Source organism: Stenotrophomonas sp. 78350_Sma, from assembly GCF_056482105.1.
Genome location: NZ_CM151182.1, coordinates 2,044,129 through 2,064,772, shown reverse-complemented (window position 1 = coordinate 2,064,772; position 20,644 = coordinate 2,044,129). Strand labels below are relative to the sequence as shown.

Annotated in this window: 22 protein-coding genes; 10 read left to right on the top strand and 12 right to left on the bottom strand. The window is 65.2% G+C overall.

All coding sequences use genetic code 11. The annotated features are described in order from the left end of the window. Positions 1 to 14: 14 nt before the first annotated feature. From ACZK4H_RS09690 to ACZK4H_RS09675, 4 genes are all read right to left on the bottom strand, one after another. Complete coding sequence (locus ACZK4H_RS09690) at positions 15 to 992, bottom strand: MsnO8 family LLM class oxidoreductase (protein WP_099552894.1); 978 nt, start codon at positions 990 to 992, stop codon at positions 15 to 17. A gap of 14 nt (positions 993 to 1,006) precedes the next feature. Continuing rightward, on the bottom strand, positions 1,007 to 1,369 hold the full coding sequence (locus tag ACZK4H_RS09685; protein ID WP_032960011.1) for a DUF3088 family protein: 363 nt from the start codon (positions 1,367 to 1,369) through the stop codon (positions 1,007 to 1,009). Between the two features lie 156 nt (positions 1,370 to 1,525). Continuing rightward, positions 1,526 to 2,107, bottom strand: a complete 582-nt coding sequence (msuE, locus tag ACZK4H_RS09680; RefSeq protein WP_099552895.1) for an FMN reductase — start codon at positions 2,105 to 2,107, stop codon at positions 1,526 to 1,528. A gap of 52 nt (positions 2,108 to 2,159) precedes the next feature. Then, on the bottom strand, positions 2,160 to 4,736 hold the full coding sequence (locus ACZK4H_RS09675; protein WP_099552896.1) for a TonB-dependent receptor plug domain-containing protein: 2,577 nt from the start codon (positions 4,734 to 4,736) through the stop codon (positions 2,160 to 2,162). A 262-nt stretch (positions 4,737 to 4,998) separates the two neighbouring features. Here ACZK4H_RS09675 and ftrA point away from each other — a divergent pair, with 262 nt between their 5' ends. Beyond that, positions 4,999 to 6,000: a transcriptional regulator FtrA gene (gene ftrA, locus ACZK4H_RS09670; RefSeq protein WP_099552897.1), complete on the top strand. Its 1,002-nt coding sequence runs from the start codon at positions 4,999 to 5,001 to the stop codon at positions 5,998 to 6,000. A gap of 34 nt (positions 6,001 to 6,034) precedes the next feature. Here the strand turns inward: ftrA and ACZK4H_RS09665 are convergent, their stop codons facing one another. The 3 genes from ACZK4H_RS09665 to ACZK4H_RS09655 form a co-directional block, all read right to left on the bottom strand. Further along, on the bottom strand, positions 6,035 to 6,529 hold the full coding sequence (locus tag ACZK4H_RS09665; protein WP_099552898.1) for a hypothetical protein: 495 nt from the start codon (positions 6,527 to 6,529) through the stop codon (positions 6,035 to 6,037). 91 nt (positions 6,530 to 6,620) lie between these two features. After that, a complete protein-coding gene (locus ACZK4H_RS09660) occupies positions 6,621 to 7,208 on the bottom strand; it encodes a TetR/AcrR family transcriptional regulator (protein ID WP_099552899.1) in 588 nt (195 codons plus the stop codon). Between the two features lie 122 nt (positions 7,209 to 7,330). Next, a complete protein-coding gene (locus ACZK4H_RS09655) occupies positions 7,331 to 8,281 on the bottom strand; it encodes an AraC family transcriptional regulator (RefSeq protein ID WP_239503742.1) in 951 nt (316 codons plus the stop codon). 102 nt (positions 8,282 to 8,383) lie between these two features. Here ACZK4H_RS09655 and ACZK4H_RS09650 point away from each other — a divergent pair, with 102 nt between their 5' ends. Beyond that, a complete protein-coding gene (locus tag ACZK4H_RS09650; protein WP_099552900.1) occupies positions 8,384 to 9,223 on the top strand; it encodes an oxidoreductase in 840 nt (279 codons plus the stop codon). Between the two features lie 26 nt (positions 9,224 to 9,249). On the opposite strand, the gene ACZK4H_RS09645 is transcribed toward ACZK4H_RS09650, so the two are convergent. Then, complete coding sequence (locus ACZK4H_RS09645) at positions 9,250 to 9,774, bottom strand: GNAT family N-acetyltransferase (RefSeq protein ID WP_099552901.1); 525 nt, start codon at positions 9,772 to 9,774, stop codon at positions 9,250 to 9,252. Positions 9,775 to 9,939: 165 nt separating this feature from the next. Between ACZK4H_RS09645 and ACZK4H_RS09640 the strand changes: the two genes are divergently transcribed. The 4 genes from ACZK4H_RS09640 to ACZK4H_RS09625 all read left to right on the top strand — a co-directional run bounded on the left by ACZK4H_RS09640 (position 9,940) and on the right by ACZK4H_RS09625 (position 12,070). Then, positions 9,940 to 10,395 carry an SRPBCC family protein gene (locus tag ACZK4H_RS09640; protein ID WP_099552902.1) on the top strand — a complete coding sequence of 152 codons (456 nt, stop codon included), beginning with the start codon at positions 9,940 to 9,942 and terminating at the stop codon, positions 10,393 to 10,395. A gap of 10 nt (positions 10,396 to 10,405) precedes the next feature. Next, positions 10,406 to 10,738: an ArsR/SmtB family transcription factor gene (locus tag ACZK4H_RS09635; protein WP_099552903.1), complete on the top strand. Its 333-nt coding sequence runs from the start codon at positions 10,406 to 10,408 to the stop codon at positions 10,736 to 10,738. Between the two features lie 2 nt (positions 10,739 to 10,740). Continuing rightward, on the top strand, positions 10,741 to 11,208 hold the full coding sequence (locus ACZK4H_RS09630; RefSeq protein ID WP_099552904.1) for an SRPBCC family protein: 468 nt from the start codon (positions 10,741 to 10,743) through the stop codon (positions 11,206 to 11,208). Positions 11,209 to 11,305: 97 nt separating this feature from the next. Beyond that, a complete protein-coding gene (locus ACZK4H_RS09625; protein ID WP_099552905.1) occupies positions 11,306 to 12,070 on the top strand; it encodes a COG4705 family protein in 765 nt (254 codons plus the stop codon). Here ACZK4H_RS09625 and ACZK4H_RS09620 read toward each other — a convergent pair. Together ACZK4H_RS09620 and ACZK4H_RS09615 are read right to left on the bottom strand one after the other, a co-directional pair. Next, on the bottom strand, positions 12,067 to 12,849 hold the full coding sequence (locus ACZK4H_RS09620) for a 3-hydroxybutyrate dehydrogenase (protein ID WP_099552906.1): 783 nt from the start codon (positions 12,847 to 12,849) through the stop codon (positions 12,067 to 12,069). The two genes, ACZK4H_RS09625 and ACZK4H_RS09620, sit on opposite strands and share 4 nt — an antisense overlap. A gap of 60 nt (positions 12,850 to 12,909) precedes the next feature. After that, positions 12,910 to 13,389: a tetratricopeptide repeat protein gene (locus ACZK4H_RS09615; protein ID WP_099552907.1), complete on the bottom strand. Its 480-nt coding sequence runs from the start codon at positions 13,387 to 13,389 to the stop codon at positions 12,910 to 12,912. Positions 13,390 to 13,555: 166 nt separating this feature from the next. Here ACZK4H_RS09615 and ACZK4H_RS09610 point away from each other — a divergent pair, with 166 nt between their 5' ends. From ACZK4H_RS09610 to ACZK4H_RS09600, 3 genes are all read left to right on the top strand, one after another. Beyond that, a complete protein-coding gene (locus ACZK4H_RS09610) occupies positions 13,556 to 14,935 on the top strand; it encodes a gluzincin family metallopeptidase (RefSeq protein WP_099552908.1) in 1,380 nt (459 codons plus the stop codon). A 151-nt stretch (positions 14,936 to 15,086) separates the two neighbouring features. Beyond that, positions 15,087 to 15,461 carry a nucleotide pyrophosphohydrolase gene (locus tag ACZK4H_RS09605; protein WP_087922329.1) on the top strand — a complete coding sequence of 125 codons (375 nt, stop codon included), beginning with the start codon at positions 15,087 to 15,089 and terminating at the stop codon, positions 15,459 to 15,461. After that, on the top strand, positions 15,458 to 17,341 hold the full coding sequence (locus tag ACZK4H_RS09600) for a DUF2075 domain-containing protein (RefSeq protein ID WP_099552909.1): 1,884 nt from the start codon (positions 15,458 to 15,460) through the stop codon (positions 17,339 to 17,341). The genes ACZK4H_RS09605 and ACZK4H_RS09600 overlap by 4 nt, the downstream gene beginning before the upstream one ends. A 69-nt stretch (positions 17,342 to 17,410) precedes the next feature. On the opposite strand, the gene ACZK4H_RS09595 is transcribed toward ACZK4H_RS09600, so the two are convergent. Then, the gene (locus ACZK4H_RS09595; protein ID WP_099552910.1) at positions 17,411 to 18,148 is read right to left on the bottom strand and encodes a hypothetical protein; all 738 of its coding nucleotides are present in this window, start codon (positions 18,146 to 18,148) and stop codon (positions 17,411 to 17,413) included. Between the two features lie 98 nt (positions 18,149 to 18,246). Beyond that, positions 18,247 to 19,086 (bottom strand): type 1 glutamine amidotransferase domain-containing protein, encoded by an 840-nt coding sequence (locus ACZK4H_RS09590; RefSeq protein WP_099552911.1) that lies wholly within the window; start codon positions 19,084 to 19,086, stop codon positions 18,247 to 18,249. Between the two features lie 96 nt (positions 19,087 to 19,182). Here ACZK4H_RS09590 and ACZK4H_RS09585 point away from each other — a divergent pair, with 96 nt between their 5' ends. Further along, positions 19,183 to 20,106 carry a LysR family transcriptional regulator gene (locus ACZK4H_RS09585; RefSeq protein ID WP_099552912.1) on the top strand — a complete coding sequence of 308 codons (924 nt, stop codon included), beginning with the start codon at positions 19,183 to 19,185 and terminating at the stop codon, positions 20,104 to 20,106. Positions 20,107 to 20,644 lie beyond the last annotated feature (538 nt).

Here is a 20,644-nt window from a genome sequence, read left to right as displayed (position 1 = left end):
ATCGCTCCTGCAGGTCAGGCCACCGCCGCGCGCGGCGCGGGCGACAGCAGTTCAAGGGATGTCAGGCGCGCGTCGAGGTCGGCCACGGGCGCATCGAGAATGAACTCGCCCACGCCGAAGCGCCGGTGCAACGCATCCAGTTCGTCACGCACGTGCTGCGCATCACCGGACAACACGCTTGGGCGTGTTTCCTCGATGCGGAAGTCGGCCACGCCCACCTGGCGCGCGTACTCGGCAGCCGCCTCTGAGCTGGGCAGGTTCACCGTCTGCCCGGGACCAAGGTGCAGCTTGTAGACGCGCAGCGCACCGATATGACGCGCTGCGGCTTCGGCAGTCGGCGCGGCAAAGGCCACCGTGGCCAGCAGCGGCGGCTGCGAGGAGGCGCTGCGGTAGGCATCGAACGCGGCCTCGATGTGCTTCGGGTCGCCATCGAAGTGCGCGGCGTAGACGAAGCGCCAACCCAACTCGGCCGCCTGCTGCGCACTCTGCGGGCTGGCACCGAGCAGGAAGCGCTCCGGCGCCTGCTGCGGAACCGGCCGCGCCAATGCCTCGGCTTCGGCAGCGGACAGATAGCCCTCCAGGTCGCGCAGTTGCTGGTCGAAGTCGGCGAACGCCGGGCGCCCAGCCGCCAGCGCCTCGGTCGATGCCGGCAGGCCGCCGGGTGCCTTGCCCACGCCCAGGTCCACGCGCCCTGGCGCCAACGCCGCCAGCAGGTTGAAGTTCTCCGCGACCTTGTACGGCGCGTAGTGGCGCAGCATCACCCCGCCGCTGCCGATGCGAATGCGCCGGGTCTGCGCCAGCACCCAGGCCGCCAGCACTTCCGGCGCCGGGCTGGCCAAGGTCGGGGCTGCGTGGTGTTCGGCGAACCAGTAGCGGTGGTAGCCCAGCTGCTCGGCACGCTGCGCCAGCTGCAGGCTGTTGCGCAGCGCCTGCTCCGGCGAGGCACCTTCGGCCACCGGGCTCTTGTCCAGCACGCTGATCTGATAACTCATGGTCGCGTCCTCGCTCAGGGATGGGCCACGGGAATGCCGAGCAACCCGTTCAGTGCGGCCAGGATCGGCTCGGCACCGGAGATGTACTGGCGGTCCTGGTGCGCGCCGCTGGCCAGGTCGCTGCGCACGCCCTGCGGCAGCACCAGCTTCGGCAGCGACTGGTCCTGCTCGCCGATCTCGGCGATCACCTCGCGGCGCGGCCGCGCGAAACCGATGCGGCGTACATCCAGCTGCGCGTCGAGGCCGTCGATGCTCGACAGCGCCCCTTCCAGCAACAGGCTGTGCCGGCAGAAGAAGCGCTGACCGGGAATCTGGCCGTCCTCGAATTCGCGGTCGAGCAGGAACAGGATGGGTTTGCTTGCTGCGTCGAGCGTCACTGGGGGGTCCTCATCTGTGCCGGCAATGCGATGCCGCTTCGATATCGATGCTAGAGATGCCAGCGGCTGCCATAGCGCTGCCTGGCGACAATCGGCGGTCAGATCCGGCCACGCAGATGCGCCTTGGCCATATGCAAAGCGCCGCCGGTTATGGCATCAGGCGATGCGTCGCAGCGGCGCCGCTACCGCCAGCGCCTGCGTAGCCAGATGCCCGGCCGCACGCTCGGTCGCCAGCGCGATGCGGGCCTGCAACGCTGCACTGTTGATGTGCTCGCCATCGAAGTCGGCCGGCGTGGCATACACGCCGATCGGCAGCGTGTGCGCCTGCAGGAAACTGAACAACGGCCGCAGCTGGTGGTCGATCACCAGCGCATGGCGCTCGCTGCCACCGGTCGCCGCCAGCAGCACCGGTGTATCCACCAGCGCCTCCAGCTCGATGAAATCGACCAGGTGCTTGAACAGCCCCGGATACGAACCGCGATGCACCGGCGCGGCCACCACCAGCAGTTCGGCGGCCTCGATGGTCTGCAGCGCCTGTTCCACCGCCGGTTCCACCTCACCGCGCGACAATGACTGGCCCAGCGAGCGCGCGATCGGCGCCAGCTCCACCAGCTCCACGCTGGCATGCACCCGCTGCTGCAACGACGCCAGCAGGTGCCGCACCAGCAGCAACGTGCGCGATGTCGCCGAACTGGTCGGCGACCCCACCACTGCAACCACCTTCAATGCAGAAGACATGAACTGCTCCTCGATGATGCCGAACTACGTCCGGCCGTCTTTGGCGTGAACCTCAGAACCGGTAACTGACCCGCCCGTACCAGTACGCACCGACGTTGCTCAACACATCGCCGCTATCCCACGTCGTCTCGATGCTGGCCACATCGGTGGCACTGCGCGCGTACTCGGGCACCTTGCGGGTGCGCTTGTCGAACACGTTGTTGATGCCCAGCGCCGCGCTCCAACCCGCACCCAGTTCCACGCCACCGGACAGGTTGGTCACCAGCACCGGCGGCTGCTTGTACTCCACACCGTTGTTCAGGCGCTTGATCGGGCCGTAGTACGTGAAATCCAGGTTCGAGCGCCAGCGCCCGTTCTGCCAGCCCAACCCAGCCACCTGCGTGTAGCTGGGCGTGCGGAAGCGCAGCGCGTACTCGCTGGTCTTGGTCAGCAGGTTGATGTTCGGCAGCCCCTGCAGCGCCCCCGGAATGTCGCTGACCTTCTGGATGGTGGTACGGCCGACGTTGGCCGCGTAGCTCCAGCGCAGCTTGCCCCACGACGTTTCCTGGTTCGCCTCCAGGGTCAGTTCGACACCGCGCGTGCGGGTGTTGCCCACGTTGGTGAAATAGCTGGCATAGAAGGCATCACCCGGCAGGATGCTGATGCCGGCCGTACCCAGCAGCGTATCGATGGTGCTCTTCTGCGCCGCGCTCAGCACCGTGCCGCTGTTGTCGGTGACGCGTGCAGGATCCTGCGCGTTGTAGCCGATCTGGCTGGACTGGCCGAGCTGGCCACGGATGTCGATCTGATAGGCGTCCACTGCCAGGTGGAACGCCGGGCTCGGGTCCCAGGTCACGCCCAGGCTGTAGTTGGTGGCCTTTTCCGGCTTCAGCGGCGTGGCACCCAGCGCGATCGCCGCCGGCGAAGACACCTGCGCCACCAGCGTGGTGCCGCACGGGCAGCTGCCAGTGGCCTGGTAGAACTGCGCACCCAGGCTGGGCGCGTGGAAGCCGTTGCTGACCGTGGCGCGCACGCCCAGCGCATCGGTGAAGTCGAAGCGCGTGGTCAGGCGGCCGGTGGAGACACTGCCGAAGTCGGAATGGTCTTCCCAGCGCGCGGCCGCATCCAGATACCAGCGCGAGGTGATGTTGGTGGCCGCACCCACGTACACCGCCTTGCTGTTGCGGGTAGCCTTCACCGCGTCCGCAGTGGAATAGCCGACGAAGGCCGCAGCACCAAAGCCGGTGTACGACTCCCACTGCCCCGCCCCACGCTCATACTGTTCATGCTGGTATTCGGCGCCTGCGCTCACTTCCAGCGGCGAAGCAAATGCCGCCACCTCGAAGCCACGTCGCAGGTCCAGGTTGGCGATGCCCTGCTGGTAGTCCAGCTTGCCGTCATAGAAATCCGTGGGCGAGCCGGGGTACGGCAACGAGTAGTTCACCGAGTTGCGGGTATAGGTACGTACCGTGCTGCGGTTGCCGGTCAGGCTGGCGTCGTAGTCCCAGCCCGCGATCTGGCCTTTCACACCGGCAGTGCCGGTGTACTGCTTCTCCTTGGTTTCCAGCACCGGCAGGAAGCCATCGGGAAACACGCTCAGAACACCGGGCGCCTTGTAGGTGGTGAAGATGGTCGCCGGCAGGCGGAAGTTCTGGATCGCCTGCGCGGTACGGTCACTGGCCGTGGCATTGGCGTAGAACTGCGCGCTGTCGCCCAGGCCATGGCCCACGTTCACCGCAAACGCCTTCAGCGCATACGACGGGGAACTGAGAATCGTGTTGGCCTCGGCATTGCGACTGGCTTCTGCCGGGTTGGGCGAGGCGCCGGCCGGCAGCCGGTTGTTTGGCCGCAACGCCACCAGATTGCCGTTGGCATCCACCGCCGGATAGCTCAGATAGCCATCGATGTAGCGGCGGGTACGGATCGCGTGGTGCTGCCGCGTGCTCTCGCCGGCCAGGTTGACGAAGCCATCCTGGCCCCACGGCAGGCCCACGTTGGCGCGCACGCTGGTGCGCGAGCCATCGCCGTCGGTGCTCTGCCCGCTTTCCACCGACACATCGCCACCGTGTGCCTGCGATTTCAGGATCACGTTGACCACGCCGGTGATCGCATCCGAGCCATAGATGGCCGAAGCGCCATCGCGCAGCACTTCCACATGGTCGATGGCCGACACTGGAATCAGCGCCAGGTCAGCCCAGGCGTGCCCCGGAAAGCCACCACCGTTGGCCCCGCTCACATAGGCACTGGCATTGCGGCGCTTGCCGTTCACCAGCACCAGCGTGTAGCCCGGCGACAGGTTGCGCAGCTGGTAGCCGCGGATCAGGCTTTCCTGGTCGCTCTGGTAGCCGCCGATCTGGCTCAGCGACGGCAGGCTGCGCTGCAGCGCTTCCAGCAGGTTGCCCTGGCCGGTCGCAGCAAGGTCCTCTGCGGAAATCACATCGATCGGTGTGGAACTGTTCTTCACCGTGCGCGTGCTGGTGCGTGAGCCGGTGACCACCACGGCATCCAACGTGGACGCTGCCACGTTGGCCGTCGCGGCGGTGGCAGCAGGATCTGCATTGGCTTCAGCCGCATGGCTGGGCGAGGCGGCGAGGACAGCCGGGATCAGGACGGCGAGAGTACTCAGGACAGGGGCGTGGGCGGCAGGCATGGGGGCTCGTGGGAGTGGGCCGGAAACACGCTTCCATTCAAGGGCCTGTTCACCTGGTGCGACAGGCGGGATCACGTCACCCAACCGTCATATCCGGCCACCCACATGACCGCTGGTAATGACGTTAGGCAGCCCACACGCACGGGGTGGGATCCTTTTCCAAAGGAAAGGGCTCCGACCCCAGCCTCCATATACCTACCCGGTATCACCTCATGCCCGCGCACCACTCAGCGCAACGCACCGCCACCCGTAGCATCAAGCCATGCCCAGCCCACCTGCCGATCCCACCGCGCCACTCGTTGCCATCGTGGCCTGCCACGGCCAGGGGCTGTTCGAATTCGGCTGCGCGGTAGGCCTGTTCGCACCGGTGCGGCCGGAACTCGGCGTCGCCTGGTACCGCACCCAGCTGTGCGCGGGAGAACCGGGTGCGCTGCGCATGCTCGGTGGAACGCAGGTCCAACTCCCCTACGATCTCAGCAGCGTCGATGATGCCAACATCATCGTCATCCCCGGTTGGCGCGAACCCAGCGAGCGTCCGCCACAGGCGCTGCTTGATGCACTCATCCGTGCCCACGCACGCGGCGCGCGCATCGCCTCGATCTGCTCCGGTGCGTTCGTGCTGGCATGGGCAGGGCTGCTCGATGGCCGCCAGGCCACCACCCACTGGCGCCTCACTGAAGCGCTGGCGCGCGACTTCCCGCGCATCGATGTGCGCGAGGATGTGCTCTACGTAGATACCGGCAGCATCATCACCTCGGCCGGCTCGGCCACCGGCATGGACATGATGCTGCACATGGTGCGCAAGGACTACGGCGCGCGCGTGGCCAACCTTGTAGCCGAACGGCTGGTGCTGGCGCCGTGGCGTGATGCCGAACGCAGCCAGCGCGTCAGCCGGGCCATCCCCAACGGCGAGCCCACGCGGTTGGCAAAGCTGATGGAATGGATGCGCCGCAATCTGCGCGAGCCACACTCACTTGGCAGCCTCGCCGAGCAGGCCGCGCTCAGCCAGCGCACCCTGCAGCGGCAGTTCCTGGAAGCCACCGGCCTGTCGCCGATCGACTGGCTGATCCGCGAGCGCGTAGCTTTCGCGCGTGAGTTGCTGGAAACCACCGACCGGCCGCTGCAGTGGATCGCCGAGCAGGCCGGCTTTGGTTCGCAGGAATCCTTCCGTCGGCACTTCCGTGGTCAGGTCGATGCGAGCCCTACCGAGTACCGCAGCCAGCATCGCGGCGGTCTTGGCGCGGATCGGCTGGTCGGCTGCTGATTCTGCCGTACGTCGTGCTGCGGGCCTGCGTCGCTCACAACGGGGTGGTGCGCCGATGGACCCGCCAGCACTGCCCGGCAAACCCGATCACGAACACTACCAGGCAGCCGAGCAAGGTCTGCAACACCACCGGTGCCATCGGCGCCGCCGCCAGCGGGTGTGCCACCGGCAACCGCGTCAGCGTTTCATTCACGCCGGGCACCAGCGACAGCAGGAAGCTGAAAGACAGCGCAAAGGTCGACAGGTAGGCCGCCAGCCGTCCGAGGAAACGCAGTCGCAAAGCCAGAACACCGCCGAACGCCACCAGCAGCACGATCACGCCGAAGGCGTGGCCGGGATTGAGCCCACCGGTGCTGGACACGGTGAACGAGGTCGCCACCGACAGCACCAGGCCAACCAGATAGATCCTGCCCGAACGCGTGCCGGGATCGATCGCCCGGTGGCGGATGAAGCCATACAGGCCGGCCAGGATCGGCACCAGGCTGATAGCGGTATGGATCGCTCCGGGTAGGGTAAGGGGATGTGCCATCGGTATCTCCGCTGATGAGTTGAACCTACTAGTAGGTAGGCTAATGGGCTGAAAAGAAGGCCCGCATAGCCGCAGGCCCATCACACAAACGTCAGGCGGCTGCGCTCACCCGCGCGATGGCCAGCCGGGCCAGCGTCGCGAACGTGGCCGCATCACCGAAACCGCGCGCAGCCAGCATGGCGCCATGCACCGAGGACATGAACGCCTTGGCCTCATCGGCCGCCGAGGCCTGCAACTGCAGCTGGCCCATGGCAGCGCCCTTCTCCAGCGTCACCGCCAGCCAGCCACTCAGGTCCTCGAAATGGCCGCGCACTTCCTCGGCAATTTCGTCCGGAATCATCGGCGCTTCGGCGGCCAGCATCGCGCAGATGCAGAACGAGGACGTCCCCCCTGCAATGCAGCTGGACCAGTAATCCACATAGGCATTGAGTTCCTGCAACGGGTCGCCCAACTGCCGGTCCAGCAGCGCCAGGCCTTCACGCGCCTCGGCCCGGTACAGTTCAACCACCGTGCGCACCAGGTCCGCCTTGCTGGGGAAGTGGTGGTGGATGCTGGCCTTGCTGATGTTCACCCGCGCCGACACGTCGGCATAGCTGAAACCGTTGTAACCACCGGCTTCCAGCAGCGATCGGGCATGCGCCAGGATCTCCTGGGCTTTGGGCGAGAGCGACTCTTTCATGGCAATTAACCTACTAGTAGGTAGACTCCCTGTCAACCACTCTCTGCTGCACCCGCCGGGCATCGCCCCGGTAGAGACGGCGGCAGGCCGGCTTGCTGGCAACGTGACCTTCGAATGCCCCCTCAATGCGAAGACACGTACACCGCATCGGCGGGCGGAGGTGGCAGCGAGAAACTGCGCCGCATCCGCGCCACCTCGGCCGCCGGCGGCAACGCGAACAGGCGCTTGAACTCACGGTTGAACTGGGACGGGCTGGCATACCCCACCGCCAGCGCTGCCGCTTCGGCAGTCATCCCCTGCCGCAGCATCAGCAACCGTGCCTGGTGCAAGCGGGTCGACTTCACGTACTGCATCGGCGACGTGCCGGTAATCGCGCGGAAGTGGTCGTGGAAGGTCGCCACACTCATGCCCGCTTCGGTGGCCAGTTGCCCCACGTCCAGGGCGGTGGCATATCCGCCATGGATCGTGCGCAGCACCCGGCCGATGCGGCCGAAGCGCCCGCGCATGGCCAGCGCCTCGCGCATTGCGCCGCCCTGCGCACCGGTCAGCACGCGGAAGTACACCTCGCGCACCAACGCAGGGCCGAGCACGGCAGCCTCCAACGGGTCGGTCAGCGCCTCCAACAGGCGCAGCACCGTGGCCTGCATCGGCGCCTGCATCGGGCTGGACATCATGCTCTGCGCCGGTGTCTCCGAGGTGCCTGCCTGTTCGCCCAGTTCGATCAGCAGATCCACCGCCAGCTGCAGATCCAGATGCAGGTAGATCGCCAGCAGTGGCGCCTCTGCCGATGCATCGGTTTCCATGGTGAACGGCACCGGCACCGAAACCGCCAGGTAGTGCTGCGCGTCGTACTGGTAGACCTGCCCACCCAGATAACCCCGTTTCACGCCTTGGCAGACGATCACGATGCCGGGGTCATACAGCACCGGCGTACGTGCCAGTGGTCGGTCGGATCGCAGCAACCGCACCCCCGGCAGGGGCGTGAGCGTATAGCCCTCCTCCACCGCCAGCGTCTTCAGCAGGCCGACCATGCGTGCCTGCACCTGCCGTTGCAGGGAATTGACTACCCGCACGGGCACTCCAGAGGAATAGGCAAGAATGGCCGAATCCTAGGCCTGTGTTCCCGGTCGTTCAAGCACTAACGTGCAAGCCCTGCCCACCACGAACGCTCCCTCATGACCTCTTCCCGCCTTCTCCTCATCACCGGTGTCAGCAGCGGCTTCGGCCGCGCCCTTGCCCAGCAGGCCCTGCTGGCCGGCCATCGCGTGGTCGGCACCGTGCGCAACGAAACCGCCCGCCAGGCGTTCGAAGCGCTGGCGCCCGGCCGCGCATTCGGCCGCCTGCTGGACGTAACCGATATCGCCGCCATCGATGCAGTCGTCGCCGATATCGAAACCAACATCGGCAGCATCGACGTGCTGGTCAACAACGCTGGCTACGGCCACGAAGGCATCCTCGAAGAATCCACGCTCGCCGAGCTGCGGCAGCAGTTCGAAGTAAACGTGTTCGCTCCGGCCGCGCTGATCAAAGCGGTGCTGCCGCACATGCGCGCGCGGCGCCGCGGCCATATCCTCAACATCACCTCCATGGGCGGTTTCATCACGATGCCGGGCATCGCCTGGTACTGCGGCAGCAAGTTCGCGCTGGAGGGCATCAGCGAAGTGCTTGGCAAGGAAGTCGCGCCGTTTGGTATCCACGTCACGGCCGTCGCACCGGGCTCATTCCGCACCGACTGGGCAGGCCGCTCGATGGCGCGGGCGCCGCGCAGCATTGACGACTACGACGCATTGTTCGATCCCATCCGCAGCGCGCGCGAGGCAAAGAGTGGCCACCAGCTCGGTGATCCAGTGAAGGCTGCGCAGGCCATGCTGCAGGTCATCGACAGCGACGCCCCGCCCACCCATCTGCTGCTGGGCAGTGATGCACTGCAACTGGTGCGGGCGAAGCTGGCGTCGATGGCCGGCAGCATCGACGCGTGGGAACAGCTGAGCCGTTCGACTGACGGCCCGGGCTGAGTTCAAGCGGTAACCGCGCTACCACGTCAGAGCTTTCGCGCCAGCAACATCCCCGGCCAGCCGTCCACATTGAACGGCGCGATGCGCGTGTAGCCGCAGGACTCATAGAAGCGCACCAGGTCGCCGCTGCCTCCGCCGTAGCAGTCCACACGCAGATGATCGAGACCGGCAGCGCGCGCCTGCTCGTCGGCAAACGCCATCAGGCGGCGGCCAATGCCTCGCACGCGCACCTCACGCGAGGCCACCAGTACCCGCACATACAGCTCCGGCCCGATGGGCGCAGGCACGTAGGGCATCGACTCGCCCAGCGCCAGGAATGCGTGCACCCCGCCCTGCTGGTCCTGCGCCACCCATGCACCCGGCAGCGCGCACGCATCGGTCACCTGTGTGATCCGGCGCGGCATCGTCGACCACGGTTCACTGCCCCATTGCTGCAGATTACCGATCGACACGAACCATTCGATCACCTCATCGAACAATGCCAGCACTGCAGGCGCATCGGCCACGCTGGCGCGGCGGATGTTCAAGGTGTCCTTTCCTGTTTCAGTCATGCGCGCACTCCTTTCAACGCGTCAATCAACTGCCACGAGGATGCCGGCCAGCGGCCGGCACTACCAAGGCCGGAAGTCCGTGGGCCGGATTTGACATGCAGGCATTTAACTGCATATAGTCCATCCCAAGGGCGGCGCCTGCCGGCCCATCGCGAGGAACCTGCAATGGTGGATATCGCACACAGGGTCGGCATCAAGGCCCCCGCAAGCCAGGTGTACCAGGCCCTGGCCACCCCCGAAGGCGTGGCCGCCTGGTGGGCCGAAGACACACAGGGCGACCGCGAAGCTGGCGGCACGGTCAAGGTGCGCTTCACGAACAACGGCCAGGAAATCGGCGCCATGGAAATGAAGCTGGAACAGCTCATCCCCAGCGAGCTCGTGCTGTGGCGGTTCCTTGCCGGACCTGCCGAATGGATCGGCACCCACGCGCGCTTCGTGCTGAAGCAGGAAGGCGACTACTGCATCGTCCTGTTCACCCACGAAGGCTGGAAAGAGCGCGTCGAGTTCACCTCCCACTGCAGCACCAAGTGGGCGGTGTTCCTGATGAGCCTGAAGGCGCTGCTGGAAACCGGCAAGGGCCAGCCCAACCCACACGACGTCAGGATCGACAACTGGAATTGAAGACCTCCCCATGGCAATAGACCACGTGCGCGACGCAGACAAAGTTTTCAAGGCACTGGCCGATCCCACGCGCCGCACGCTGCTGGATCTGCTCTGCGAAGACAACGGCCAGACGCTCGGCCAGTTGTGCGAGCACCTGGACATGGCCCGGCAATCGGTCACCCAGCACCTGGGCCTGCTGGAAGACGCCAACCTGATCAGCACCGTGCGCCGTGGCCGCGAGAAGCTGCACTTCATCAACCCGGTGCCGCTGCATGAAGTCTATGAGCGCTGGGTACGCAAGTTCGAGCAGCAGCGCCTGAGCCTGCTGCATGACCTGAAACGAGAACTGGAAGGAAAATGACGATGTCCGCAGAGTCCACCCGCTTCATCCACGTGATCTATATCGCCTCCACACCGCAGAAGGTGTTCGAGGCCATCACCCGGCCCGAGATCGCCAGCCGCTACTGGGGTCACGAAAACGTCTCGGACTGGAAGCCCGGCTCGCGCTGGCAGCACGTGCGCGCCAACGAAGCGCGCTCGGTCGAGCTGGTCGGCGAAGTGGTGGAAAGCATCCCGCCCTCGCGCCTGGTCATCACCTGGGCCGCCGCCTCGCAGGCCGACAACCCGGATGCCTACAGCCGCGTCACCTTCGACATCGTGCCCTACCAGGACATGGTGCGCCTGACCGTCACTCACGACGAACTGGAACCCGGCAGCGGCATGGATACCGGCATCCGCCAGGGCTGGCCGATCGTGCTGTCGAGCCTGAAGTCGTTGTTGGAGACGGGCAAGGGGCTGGATGTGTTTGCCAAGCCGAGTGCTACCAGCTGAATCGCGGCATTCGGTTGACACAGAACGAAGACTGCTACGACCGCGTTCCGACGCGCGCACCGACACGATCGCCCACAGGCATCCCTGGCGACGTTCGATGAGTGCTTCAGACGCAGATTCCCTGCACAGCAAAGTGGCGGCGGTCACCCTCGGCTTCTGGGTGATGAAGATCGCCGCCACCACGCTCGGCGAGACCGCCGGCGACCTGCTGTCGATGACGCTCAACCTGGGCTACGTGGCCAGCTCGGCCATCCTGCTGGCGATCTTCGCCGCCCTGTTGGCCCTGCAACTGTCGGCGCGGCGTTTCCACCCGGTGCTGTTCTGGTCGGTGGTGCTGGCCACCAGCACCGCCGGCACCACCCTGTCGGACCTGATCGACCGCACGCTCGGCCTGGGCTACGCCACCGGCGCCAGCCTGCTGGCCGGCTGCCTGGCGCTGGTGTTGCTGGCATGGCGCATGTCGGAGAAGTCGATCTCGGTCAGCAACATCGAATCGCGCCGCGCCGAAGGCTTCTACTGGACCGCCGTGCTGTTCTCCAACACGCTCGGCACCGCACTGGGCGACTTCCTCGCCGACGATTCCGGGCTGGGCTTCACCGGCGGCGCACTGCTGATCGGCAGCCTCATCGCGCTCACCGCACTGGCCAGCCGCATCAAGGGCATCAACCGGGTCATCCTGTTCTGGATCGCCTTCGTGCTCACCCGCCCATTCGGCGCCACCTTCGGCGACCTGCTCACCAAGCCGCTGGAAAAGGGCGGCCTGGGCTTCGGCACGGTCGGCTCGTCGCTGGTGCTGTTCACGATCCTTGCCACGCTGGTGGCGCTGCCGATGCTGCAGCGTAAGGCGCAGCCAGCCAGCTAGCGCGCCGTCCAGCCCCCATCCACCGGCAGCGCCGTGCCGGTGATCTGGGCAGCGGCATCCGAGGCCAGGAACACCACCATCTCGCCCAGCTGCTCGGGCGTTACAAATTGCAACGACGGCTGCTTCTCGGCCAGCAGCGCACGCGCCGCGGTCTCCTGATCCGTGCCTTCGCGCTCGGCCAACGCGGTGATCTGCTGCTCGACCAGCGCCGTTCGCACCCACCCCGGGCAGATCGCATTGGCGGTAATGCCGGTGCCCGCATTCTCCAGCGCGGTCACCTTGGTGAACCCCACCACGCCATGCTTGGCCGCCACATAGGCCGACTTGTTCACCGAGCCCACCAGCCCATGTACCGATGCAATATTGATGATGCGGCCGGCACCCTGCTGCTTCATGTGCGGCAAGGCCGCCGCCGTTGCATGGAACACCGCCGAGAGATTCAGCGCCAGGATCGCATCCCACTTCTCGACAGGAAATTCCTCGATCGATGCTGTGTGCTGGATGCCCGCGTTGTTCACCAGGATGTCGATGCGACCCATCGTCGCGACGGCTTGGGCGATCAGACCGCGCACCGCCTCGCCCATGGACAGGTCGGCGCCGTCATGCGCCACCCGCACGCCGAACTCGGCTTCCAGATTGATACGGATGCGTTCGATCTCTGCCGCATCGCCAAAGCCATTCAGCACGATGTCGGCCCCTTGCCGCGCCAGCGCGGTGGCAATGCCAAGACCGATACCGCTGGTGGAGCCGGTAACCACCGCGACTTTTCCACTGAACATGGGTGAGCTTCCATCGGGGTAGGCCGCCAGTGTAGCGTTACCGGACTACGCACCCTCCTCCTACGTGCCCACGTCCAACGAGTACGTCAGCAGAAATTCCCTGGCGTACTCGTTCCCACCCTGCGCCGACGCGCGGATCAGGTACACCGCACGTGGCACGTCGCTGGCGACACCCTTGCCATGGAACAGCGCCAGGCCAAACTCGTACATGGCCGACGGATAGCCGGCCTCCGATGCCCACTCAAAATGCGCGGCCGCCCGCATGACGTCCTGCTCGACGCCGTCACCCGTCAGCAGTCGCAGTCCCAGCGCATGGATTGCCGGGATATAGCCCTTCTCTGCGGCCTGCTTGAGGGTCGCAAAGCTGTCCGCCTCGGCATGGGCGTCGTCCTCCCCAACGGGCATCGAGGAAGAGAGAAACAACGCTTCGGCACAGCCGCGTGCAAGCTGCGGGGCCAACAGCCGCCGCGCCTCGGCAATGTCACCACGGTCGAGCACCGCATCGAAGTCAGTCGTGAGCTGGGTTGGCATGTTCGTCATGGCGCAGGTGTCCTTCCTGTTCGTGGGCATCCGTTCGCCCCGCTGGCATTATGCCTGCACCATGCCAGGGCATTCCGCCAGCCCCACAAGGCCGGGTGACCAGAAGACTCTCCGCGTCCATCGATGTTGGCCCTATAGTCAACGCCATCCACCCAAGGATGGCCCGATGAACCCCTGCAACGCCCTGCTGCCCGCCGCCCTGATCGCGCTGCTCGCCCCCGCTACCAGCGTGGCCGCACCGACCGCACAACCGGCCGCACCGCTCACCACCGGCAGCGTGCGGCTGGATATTGTCAGCGGCCGCGTCGAGGGCGAGGTCTGCATGTCCAACCTCCCAGCCGAATCAAGGGGCGCGTTCGTGCTCAACGCCGGCCTCAACGTCGCACGGGTCACAGATGGCGAGGGCAAGCCCGTAGGGTTCGACGGCTGGTACGACCCGGGCGTGGATGGCGAAGCGCGCGTCTACACCCTGGCCGAACCCACCACCACGCTCTGCGTGCAGTACGTCGGCGCGTTCCCGCTGTACCCGAAATACGATGCCCTGGGCGACTTCAAAGGCATGATGGCCTTCAACGGCGACAGCGCGCGCTTCACCGAGCAGTCCGCGTGGTTGCCGCAGGCGTTCGACCCCAAGGCCCGCGTGCGCAGCAGCCAAAGCCGCTACGACCTGCAGGTGGAGTGCGCCGGCTGCCGCTTCCTGTATCTCAACGGCAGCCCGGCCATCGAAGGCGCACGGGGCCGCTTCCGCAGCGACAACGCGCGGCCGATCCTGCTGTTCGGCGGCAGCGGCCCGATCACCCGCACTGCGCAGGTCACGATCCTCAACGAGACGCTGCCCACGGCCAAGGTCGATGCTCTTTCCGGCACCGTGCAGAAGGTAGCCGACGTGCACAGCCGCTACATGGGCGTGCCGCTGGCCGACCGTCCCACCTTCCTGCGCATGGTCACGCTCAACCAGATCGAGCGCGACCGGGAGGGGAGCGAGTGGGGCTTTGCCACCTGGCCCACCATCGCCATGAGCGGCAGCATCGGCAACGTGGCCGACTCACTGCTGGCTGGTGGCGAAAAGGCCGAGCGACGCGTGCAGTACATCGCGCACGAAATGGCCCACTACTACTTCGGTACGCTCAACCGTCCGCAGGGACCGTACTTCTGGGTGCTGCTGGAATCCAGCGCAGAGTTCCTGTCGATCAAGGCGCTGCGTGAGATCAGTGGGGATGCCGCGGCGGATCGCTACATCGCGCGACTGCAATCGGCCATCGAAAAGCAGGAGAAGCCGCTGCCGGCGTTCGATGCCATCGACGGCAGCTCGGATCTGGGCGAACTGTACCGCTATGGCTACGGCCCCTTGTTGCTGCTCTCGCTGGAGAAGCAGGTGGGCGAAGCGAAGATGCAGGCCTTCATGCGCAGGTTGCTGGCCGCGCCTTCGCCGAGGAACTGGTCGGAGCTGCAAGGCATCGCATTGAAGGCCGGCATCGATGCCAAGGCCTGGGAGAATTGGCGGGCCAGCTGTGTAGCTGGTGGTAGGCAGAGGTGCCAAGGTTGACACCTCGGCGGCCAACCGTCGCCTGATCGCACCACCCACAAGGGCGCCCATCGGCGCCCTTGCTGCTTGCCTGGATATCAAGAGCGAAGTGTCGCTTACGCCCCGTCGGGATGGGTAGAATTGGCCAAATCGTGTCGTATAAGGCCATGCCATGGAACACCCTCTTGTCGAGGTTCAGGGCGCTGCCCAAGCGCTCAAGGAATTTGCCGAAGCCCGTGATTGGGCGCAGTTCCACTCCCCCAAGAACCTTGTCATGGCCCTCTCTGGCGAAGTTGGAGAGCTGAACGAAATATTCCAGTGGATGACCGAGGCCGACTCCTTCAAGGCAGCGTCCTCTGAAGCCACCGCCAAGGCGGTGCGCGATGAGATCGCCGATGTAGCCCTGTACCTCATCCGGCTGTCGGACGTGCTCGGCATCGACCTGAATGAAGCCGTCAGCAGCAAGCTGGCCATGAATGCCGCCAAGTACCCGGTCGACCTCTCGCGTGGCGTCAGCACCAAGTACAACAAGCTGGTGCAGCCATGATCGTCTATCAGGCAGACAAGGACACCTTCCTTCGTCAGTGCAACGATCAGGAGATCGACCAGGTCATCCTCGCCAGCTACAAGGCAGCGACCAACACCAAGGTCAGCGATTCCGAAGTCAAATCCTGGCGCGCCTCGCTGGGATACGTCGCGCGTGCGCTGAACGACCCTTCCATCCCCGGTGACATCGGCGTGGCAGTGGAATTCATTCTTCCGCAATCGCGAAAGCGCATCGATGTTGTCCTGACCGGGCATGCCGAAGATGGTTCGCCCCACGTCATCATCGTAGAACTCAAGCAGTGGTCAGCCGTCAAGCCGTCCAGTCGCGACGCCATGATCGAGCTGCACACCGGAAACCTGCGCGTCCATCCAAGCTATCAGGCCTGGTCCTACGCAGCGTTCCTGGAAGGCTTCAACGAGGCTGTCCATGAAGGAAGGCTCCAACTGCACCCTTGCGCCTACTTGCACGAGTACGAGCCAGACGGCGTCATCAACTCACCGCACTATCGGCCCTACATCCAGCGCGCCCCGCTCTTCCTCAAAGGCACGCCTGAACTTGAGCGTCTGCGCAGCTTCATCAATCGATACACAAGCAAGGGCAATGGCCTTCCGGTACTGGCCGAACTGGACAGCGGCCGTATCCGTCCCTCCAAGGTGCTCGCCGACGAAGTGTATCGACTGCTGTCTGGAAACAACGCTTTTACCTTGCTTGACGAACAGAAGCATGTGTTCGAAGCCGCCAAGGCAGCATGCACGCAAGCACATGCTGACGGAAAACCTCGTGTCATCATCGTTGAGGGTGGTCCGGGCACGGGCAAGTCAGTCGTCGCCGTGAATCTTCTTGCCACGCTGCGTAATGGCCTGAACGTCAGGTACGTCTCGAAGAATGCCGCACCACGCGCGGTCTACAGTCGCTCGCTCGGAAAATCAAAAGACAACGCACACCTGCACCAGCTTTTTGACGGCTCCGGCCAGTTCATCGATTCCCCTCAGAACGACTTTGACGCTCTGATCGTCGATGAAGCGCACCGGCTTACCGAGCAAGGCGGATTCTACGGAAACGAGGGCAAGAACCAGATCATGGAGCTGATCAATGCCGCCCGGTGCAGTGTGTTCTTCATTGATGAAGACCAACGGGTCACGCTCAAGGATATTGGCACCAAGGAAGCCATTCGGAAATTTGCGGTCGCCCGTGGTGCCACCGTAGAGGAATACGCGCTGTCTTCGCAGTTCCGCTGTGCAGGCTCGGACGGCTATCTGGCATGGCTGGATGACGTGCTTCAAATCCGCCCAACCGCAAACACCACGCTGGACGAGATCAGTTACGACTTCCAGATTTTCAACGACCCGTCCGCGCTTCATGCCGCCATCGAAGCGAAGAATACCGCCAACCGCGCGCGTGTTGTAGCCGGCTACTGTTGGCCATGGAAAAGTAAGAAGAACGATAAGGAAATGGATATTGTCATCGGCAGCTATCAGCGGCAATGGAACCTCAACGACGCTGAAATCCCTTGGATCGTCTCCCCAGACTCGATTGACCAGGTGGGTTGCATCCACACCAGCCAGGGGCTGGAAGTCGACTACATCGGGGTAATCATCGGACCGGACCTCGTCATGGAAAACGGCGCCCTCAAGACAGTGCCACGCGCGCGCGCTCGGCACGACAAGACCATGTTGGGGTACGTGAAGCTCTCAAAGTCCCATCCCGCCCATGCCGCCGAGCTTGCGGACACCATCATCAAGAACACCTACCGCACCTTGATGACCCGAGGGATGAAGGGCTGCTACGTCTACGCGACAGATCCACAAGTTGCCGCCTATTTCGCAGCCCGACTGCAGCGACAGGCAGCCGTCGAACAGGCGGTTGAAGTAGAGGCGTAATCGCCTCCACCTGACAGCTGACCAGAGGTAGATCCATGCCACGCACGGATGCTCTCTCTCAACGCCCCATCACTTCCAATGATCCGGCCCCAGGAACGGCAGGCTCAACACAAACACCGGAACCGCCACAGGAATCAACGCCGCGCCCAGCACCTTGCCGGCGGCCGTCCCAACCCCAGGCTTATCCGTATCGTCCGGCCGGATCCGCTCAGCCCTCGCGGTGATCGACTGCGGCAGCTTCGCCTTCGCGGCCAGCGCCGCAGCGTCCGGCAATTTCACCCGCTCGCCATCACTCTCGAACAGCGCGCTGTAATAGCTGCCACCCTGCCTGGAAAGGTTGCAGTCCGGGTTGGCCGCCAGCTCGTAACGGCTCCGCGCTTCAAGGATGTACGGCCGGCGCGTCAACGCATCGATGGCCTTGGCCACCCGCGGGCTGATCTCCAACCGCTCCAGCTTGAACTGCGCCGCCTGTTCCGGCGTCACCTGCTCCGGCCGCAGCAGCAGCGCGTAGCTGCCATGCACCTTGCTCCTGTCGGCCGGCACGCGCCAGTCCTCACGGAAGTACAGCTGCGCGCAGACCACGGCCTCGCGCAGCGGGCTGTCCATCAGGGCGCGGTAATCACGGAACGGCGCGGCGTCGAAGCGCATCGGCTCGTCATAGACCGGCAGCAGGTACAGCTTGCCGTCGTCGGCCACGAATGCGCTGGTGATCTCGCGATTGGAATGGTGGTAATCCGGCCCACTGGCGCAGCCAGACAACAGGGTCAGGCACAGGACCGAAAGAATGAAAAGGATGGACGTTCGCATGTCGTGTTGAATGGCTTCCCTGGAAAACCGGCCCCACCCATAAGGACGAGACCAGTCCACCATGGTGCCACGGCACCGCATGCGATGCAGGGCCCGCCTTACTTCAACCGCTCCACCAACCGCTGCCCCACCTCCAGCGCCGAAGCCGGGTTCTGCCCGGTAATCAACTCGCGGTCCACCACCACATGCCCGGTCCACGACGCGGCATTGCTGCTGAACTTCGCACCCGCCCGCTGCAACGCAGTCTGCGGGTAGAACTTCATCTCACCGCCCCCCAGCATCGGCTTGGCCTGCTCTTCTTCCTGGTTGCTGATCACCGTCATCTGGTAGCCGCTGTAGATCCACTCCGGCGTGGCCGGCATCGCACCCGCGTCCAGCTTTGCCACGAAACCCGCAGCATCCGGCAGCGTGGACAGCAGCGCGATCGGCCCGTGGCAGACCAGCGCGGTGGTCTTGTTGCGCTGGTGGAAGTCGGCAAGCAGCCGGCCCAGCGCCGGGCTCTTCAGCAGGTCCTGCATCGGCGCGTGGCCACCGGGAATGTAGACCGCATCGAAACGCGCGTAGCCTTGCTGTTCGACGCGCGCCAGGCTGACCACCGGCGACGCCGTCGGCGAGGTCAGTGCAAGTTTCTCCAGCAGCTCCTTGTGCAGCGTCAGCTGCGCGGCATCGTTGCCGAAGTACGCCGCCGTCACCGAGGACGCATCCACCGTCGGCGGCCGCCCCTGCGGCGTGGCGAAGGTCACCTCGTGGCCCGCGTCCAGCAGCAGCTTGACCGGCTGCATCAGCTCGTTGAGATAGAAGCCGGTGGACAGCACCTTGCCGTCCTTCAGGTCCAGGTGGCTTTCGTCGGACAGCACCACCAGCACGTTGGCCGCATGCGCGCCGGTCGCGGCCAGGGTCAGGGCCAGCGCAGCGGCCAGCTGAGTCATCAGGTTCATGGGGAGCTCCTATCGGGGAATGGCCGCCACTTTATTCATCGCCCCAGCGGCGATAAATTGGCTCCATCGCAAAACATCTGTTCCCCGGAGAGGCAAATGAGCCGCAAGTTCGACTACCTGGGCGATGTAGAAGTGTTCCTGGCGGTGGTCGAGCATGGCTCGTTCACTGCCGGCGCGGTGGCGCTGTCCACCACGCCCTCGGTGCTGAGCCGTGCGGTCACCCGGCTGGAAGCACGGCTGGGCCGGCAGCTGCTGCAGCGGACCACCCGCCGCGTGGGCCTGACCGACGCCGGGCGGCTCTATCTGGAACAGGTGCGCACCGCCTTCGGGCTGCTCGACGACGCCGAGCGCGACGTACTGGCCCAGGACGGTGCGCTGGCCGGCCGCGTGCGCCTGAGCGTGCCCACCACCTATGGCCACTACCGGTTGCCGCCCGTGCTGGCGCGCTTTGCGCAGCAGTACCCGCAGGTGCAGGTGGAACTGAACATCACCAACCGCAACGTGGACCTGGTGGCCGAAGGCTTCGACCTGGCCATCCGCCTGGGCCAGCTGCCGGACAGCGGGCTGGTGGGGCGGAAGCTGGAAGATGCGCCGTTAGTGCTGGTGGCCGCGCCGGAGTACCTGCAGCGCCACGGCACGCCGCAGACGCTGGACGACCTGCAGCAGCACCTGTGCCTGCCCTTCGTGATGCCGCGCACCGGGCGGCTGGCGCCGTGGATCTTCCGCGACGGCGGGCACGACGTGGACTGGCTGCCGCGCTCGTCCATCGAGACTTCCGACGATGTGCTGGGCGTGGTGTCGCTGGCCGAACAGGGCATCGGCATCTGCCAGAGCTATGCGTTCATCGTGCGCGAGCGGTTGCTGCGTGGGAAGTTGGTGGAAGTGCTGCCGCAACTGCGCGGGAGATCGCGCCCGTTCTCGGTGATCTATGCGCCGCATCGGCGGCAGTCGGCGGCGGCCCGGGCGATGATTGAGTTGCTGGTGGGGAATGCGACGGCGGTTGGGGATGGTGCGGGTTGAGGCTGCGACGCTCGCTAGCGGTGTCGTGTTTGAACCGCTTTTCGCGGTGTGAGGCTGATCCGGCGCCGATGCCTGCGGGGCAGGACTAAGAACTGTTGCAAAGAAGGCCGTCGCGCTATTCGCTTGTGGTGCAGGCGCTTACGTCATTCCGAATCGCAATCAACAGAGCAGATGCGCGAATACGTCTGGCGGTGTCGCGTGCTGCACGAATGGTGCGTGCCACAATAGTTCTTCGCTCTCGAATTCCACTTCGTGTTCGCCATTTTCTATTGGCGTTCGGAGCGGCGGTGTAAACACCATGACGCGCCACCGACAACGGGTGGCCGGGCGTGCAAACCCGAGACGTAGAGTGAAAACGCTTGCCAGTCGGCACCGTCCTTGAGGCGGTGCCGGCTGGCAATCCGTCGGCCTATATGGCGGGCGGTGCGTGGGGGCCTTCGGGCCCGCCGGTCACTTCTCTGCGTCCCGGTTTGCAACCCGCACCGTCCGCCACCCGCTCACGCGGTGGCGCTGTTAAGTACAGCCAAGGAAACCGACG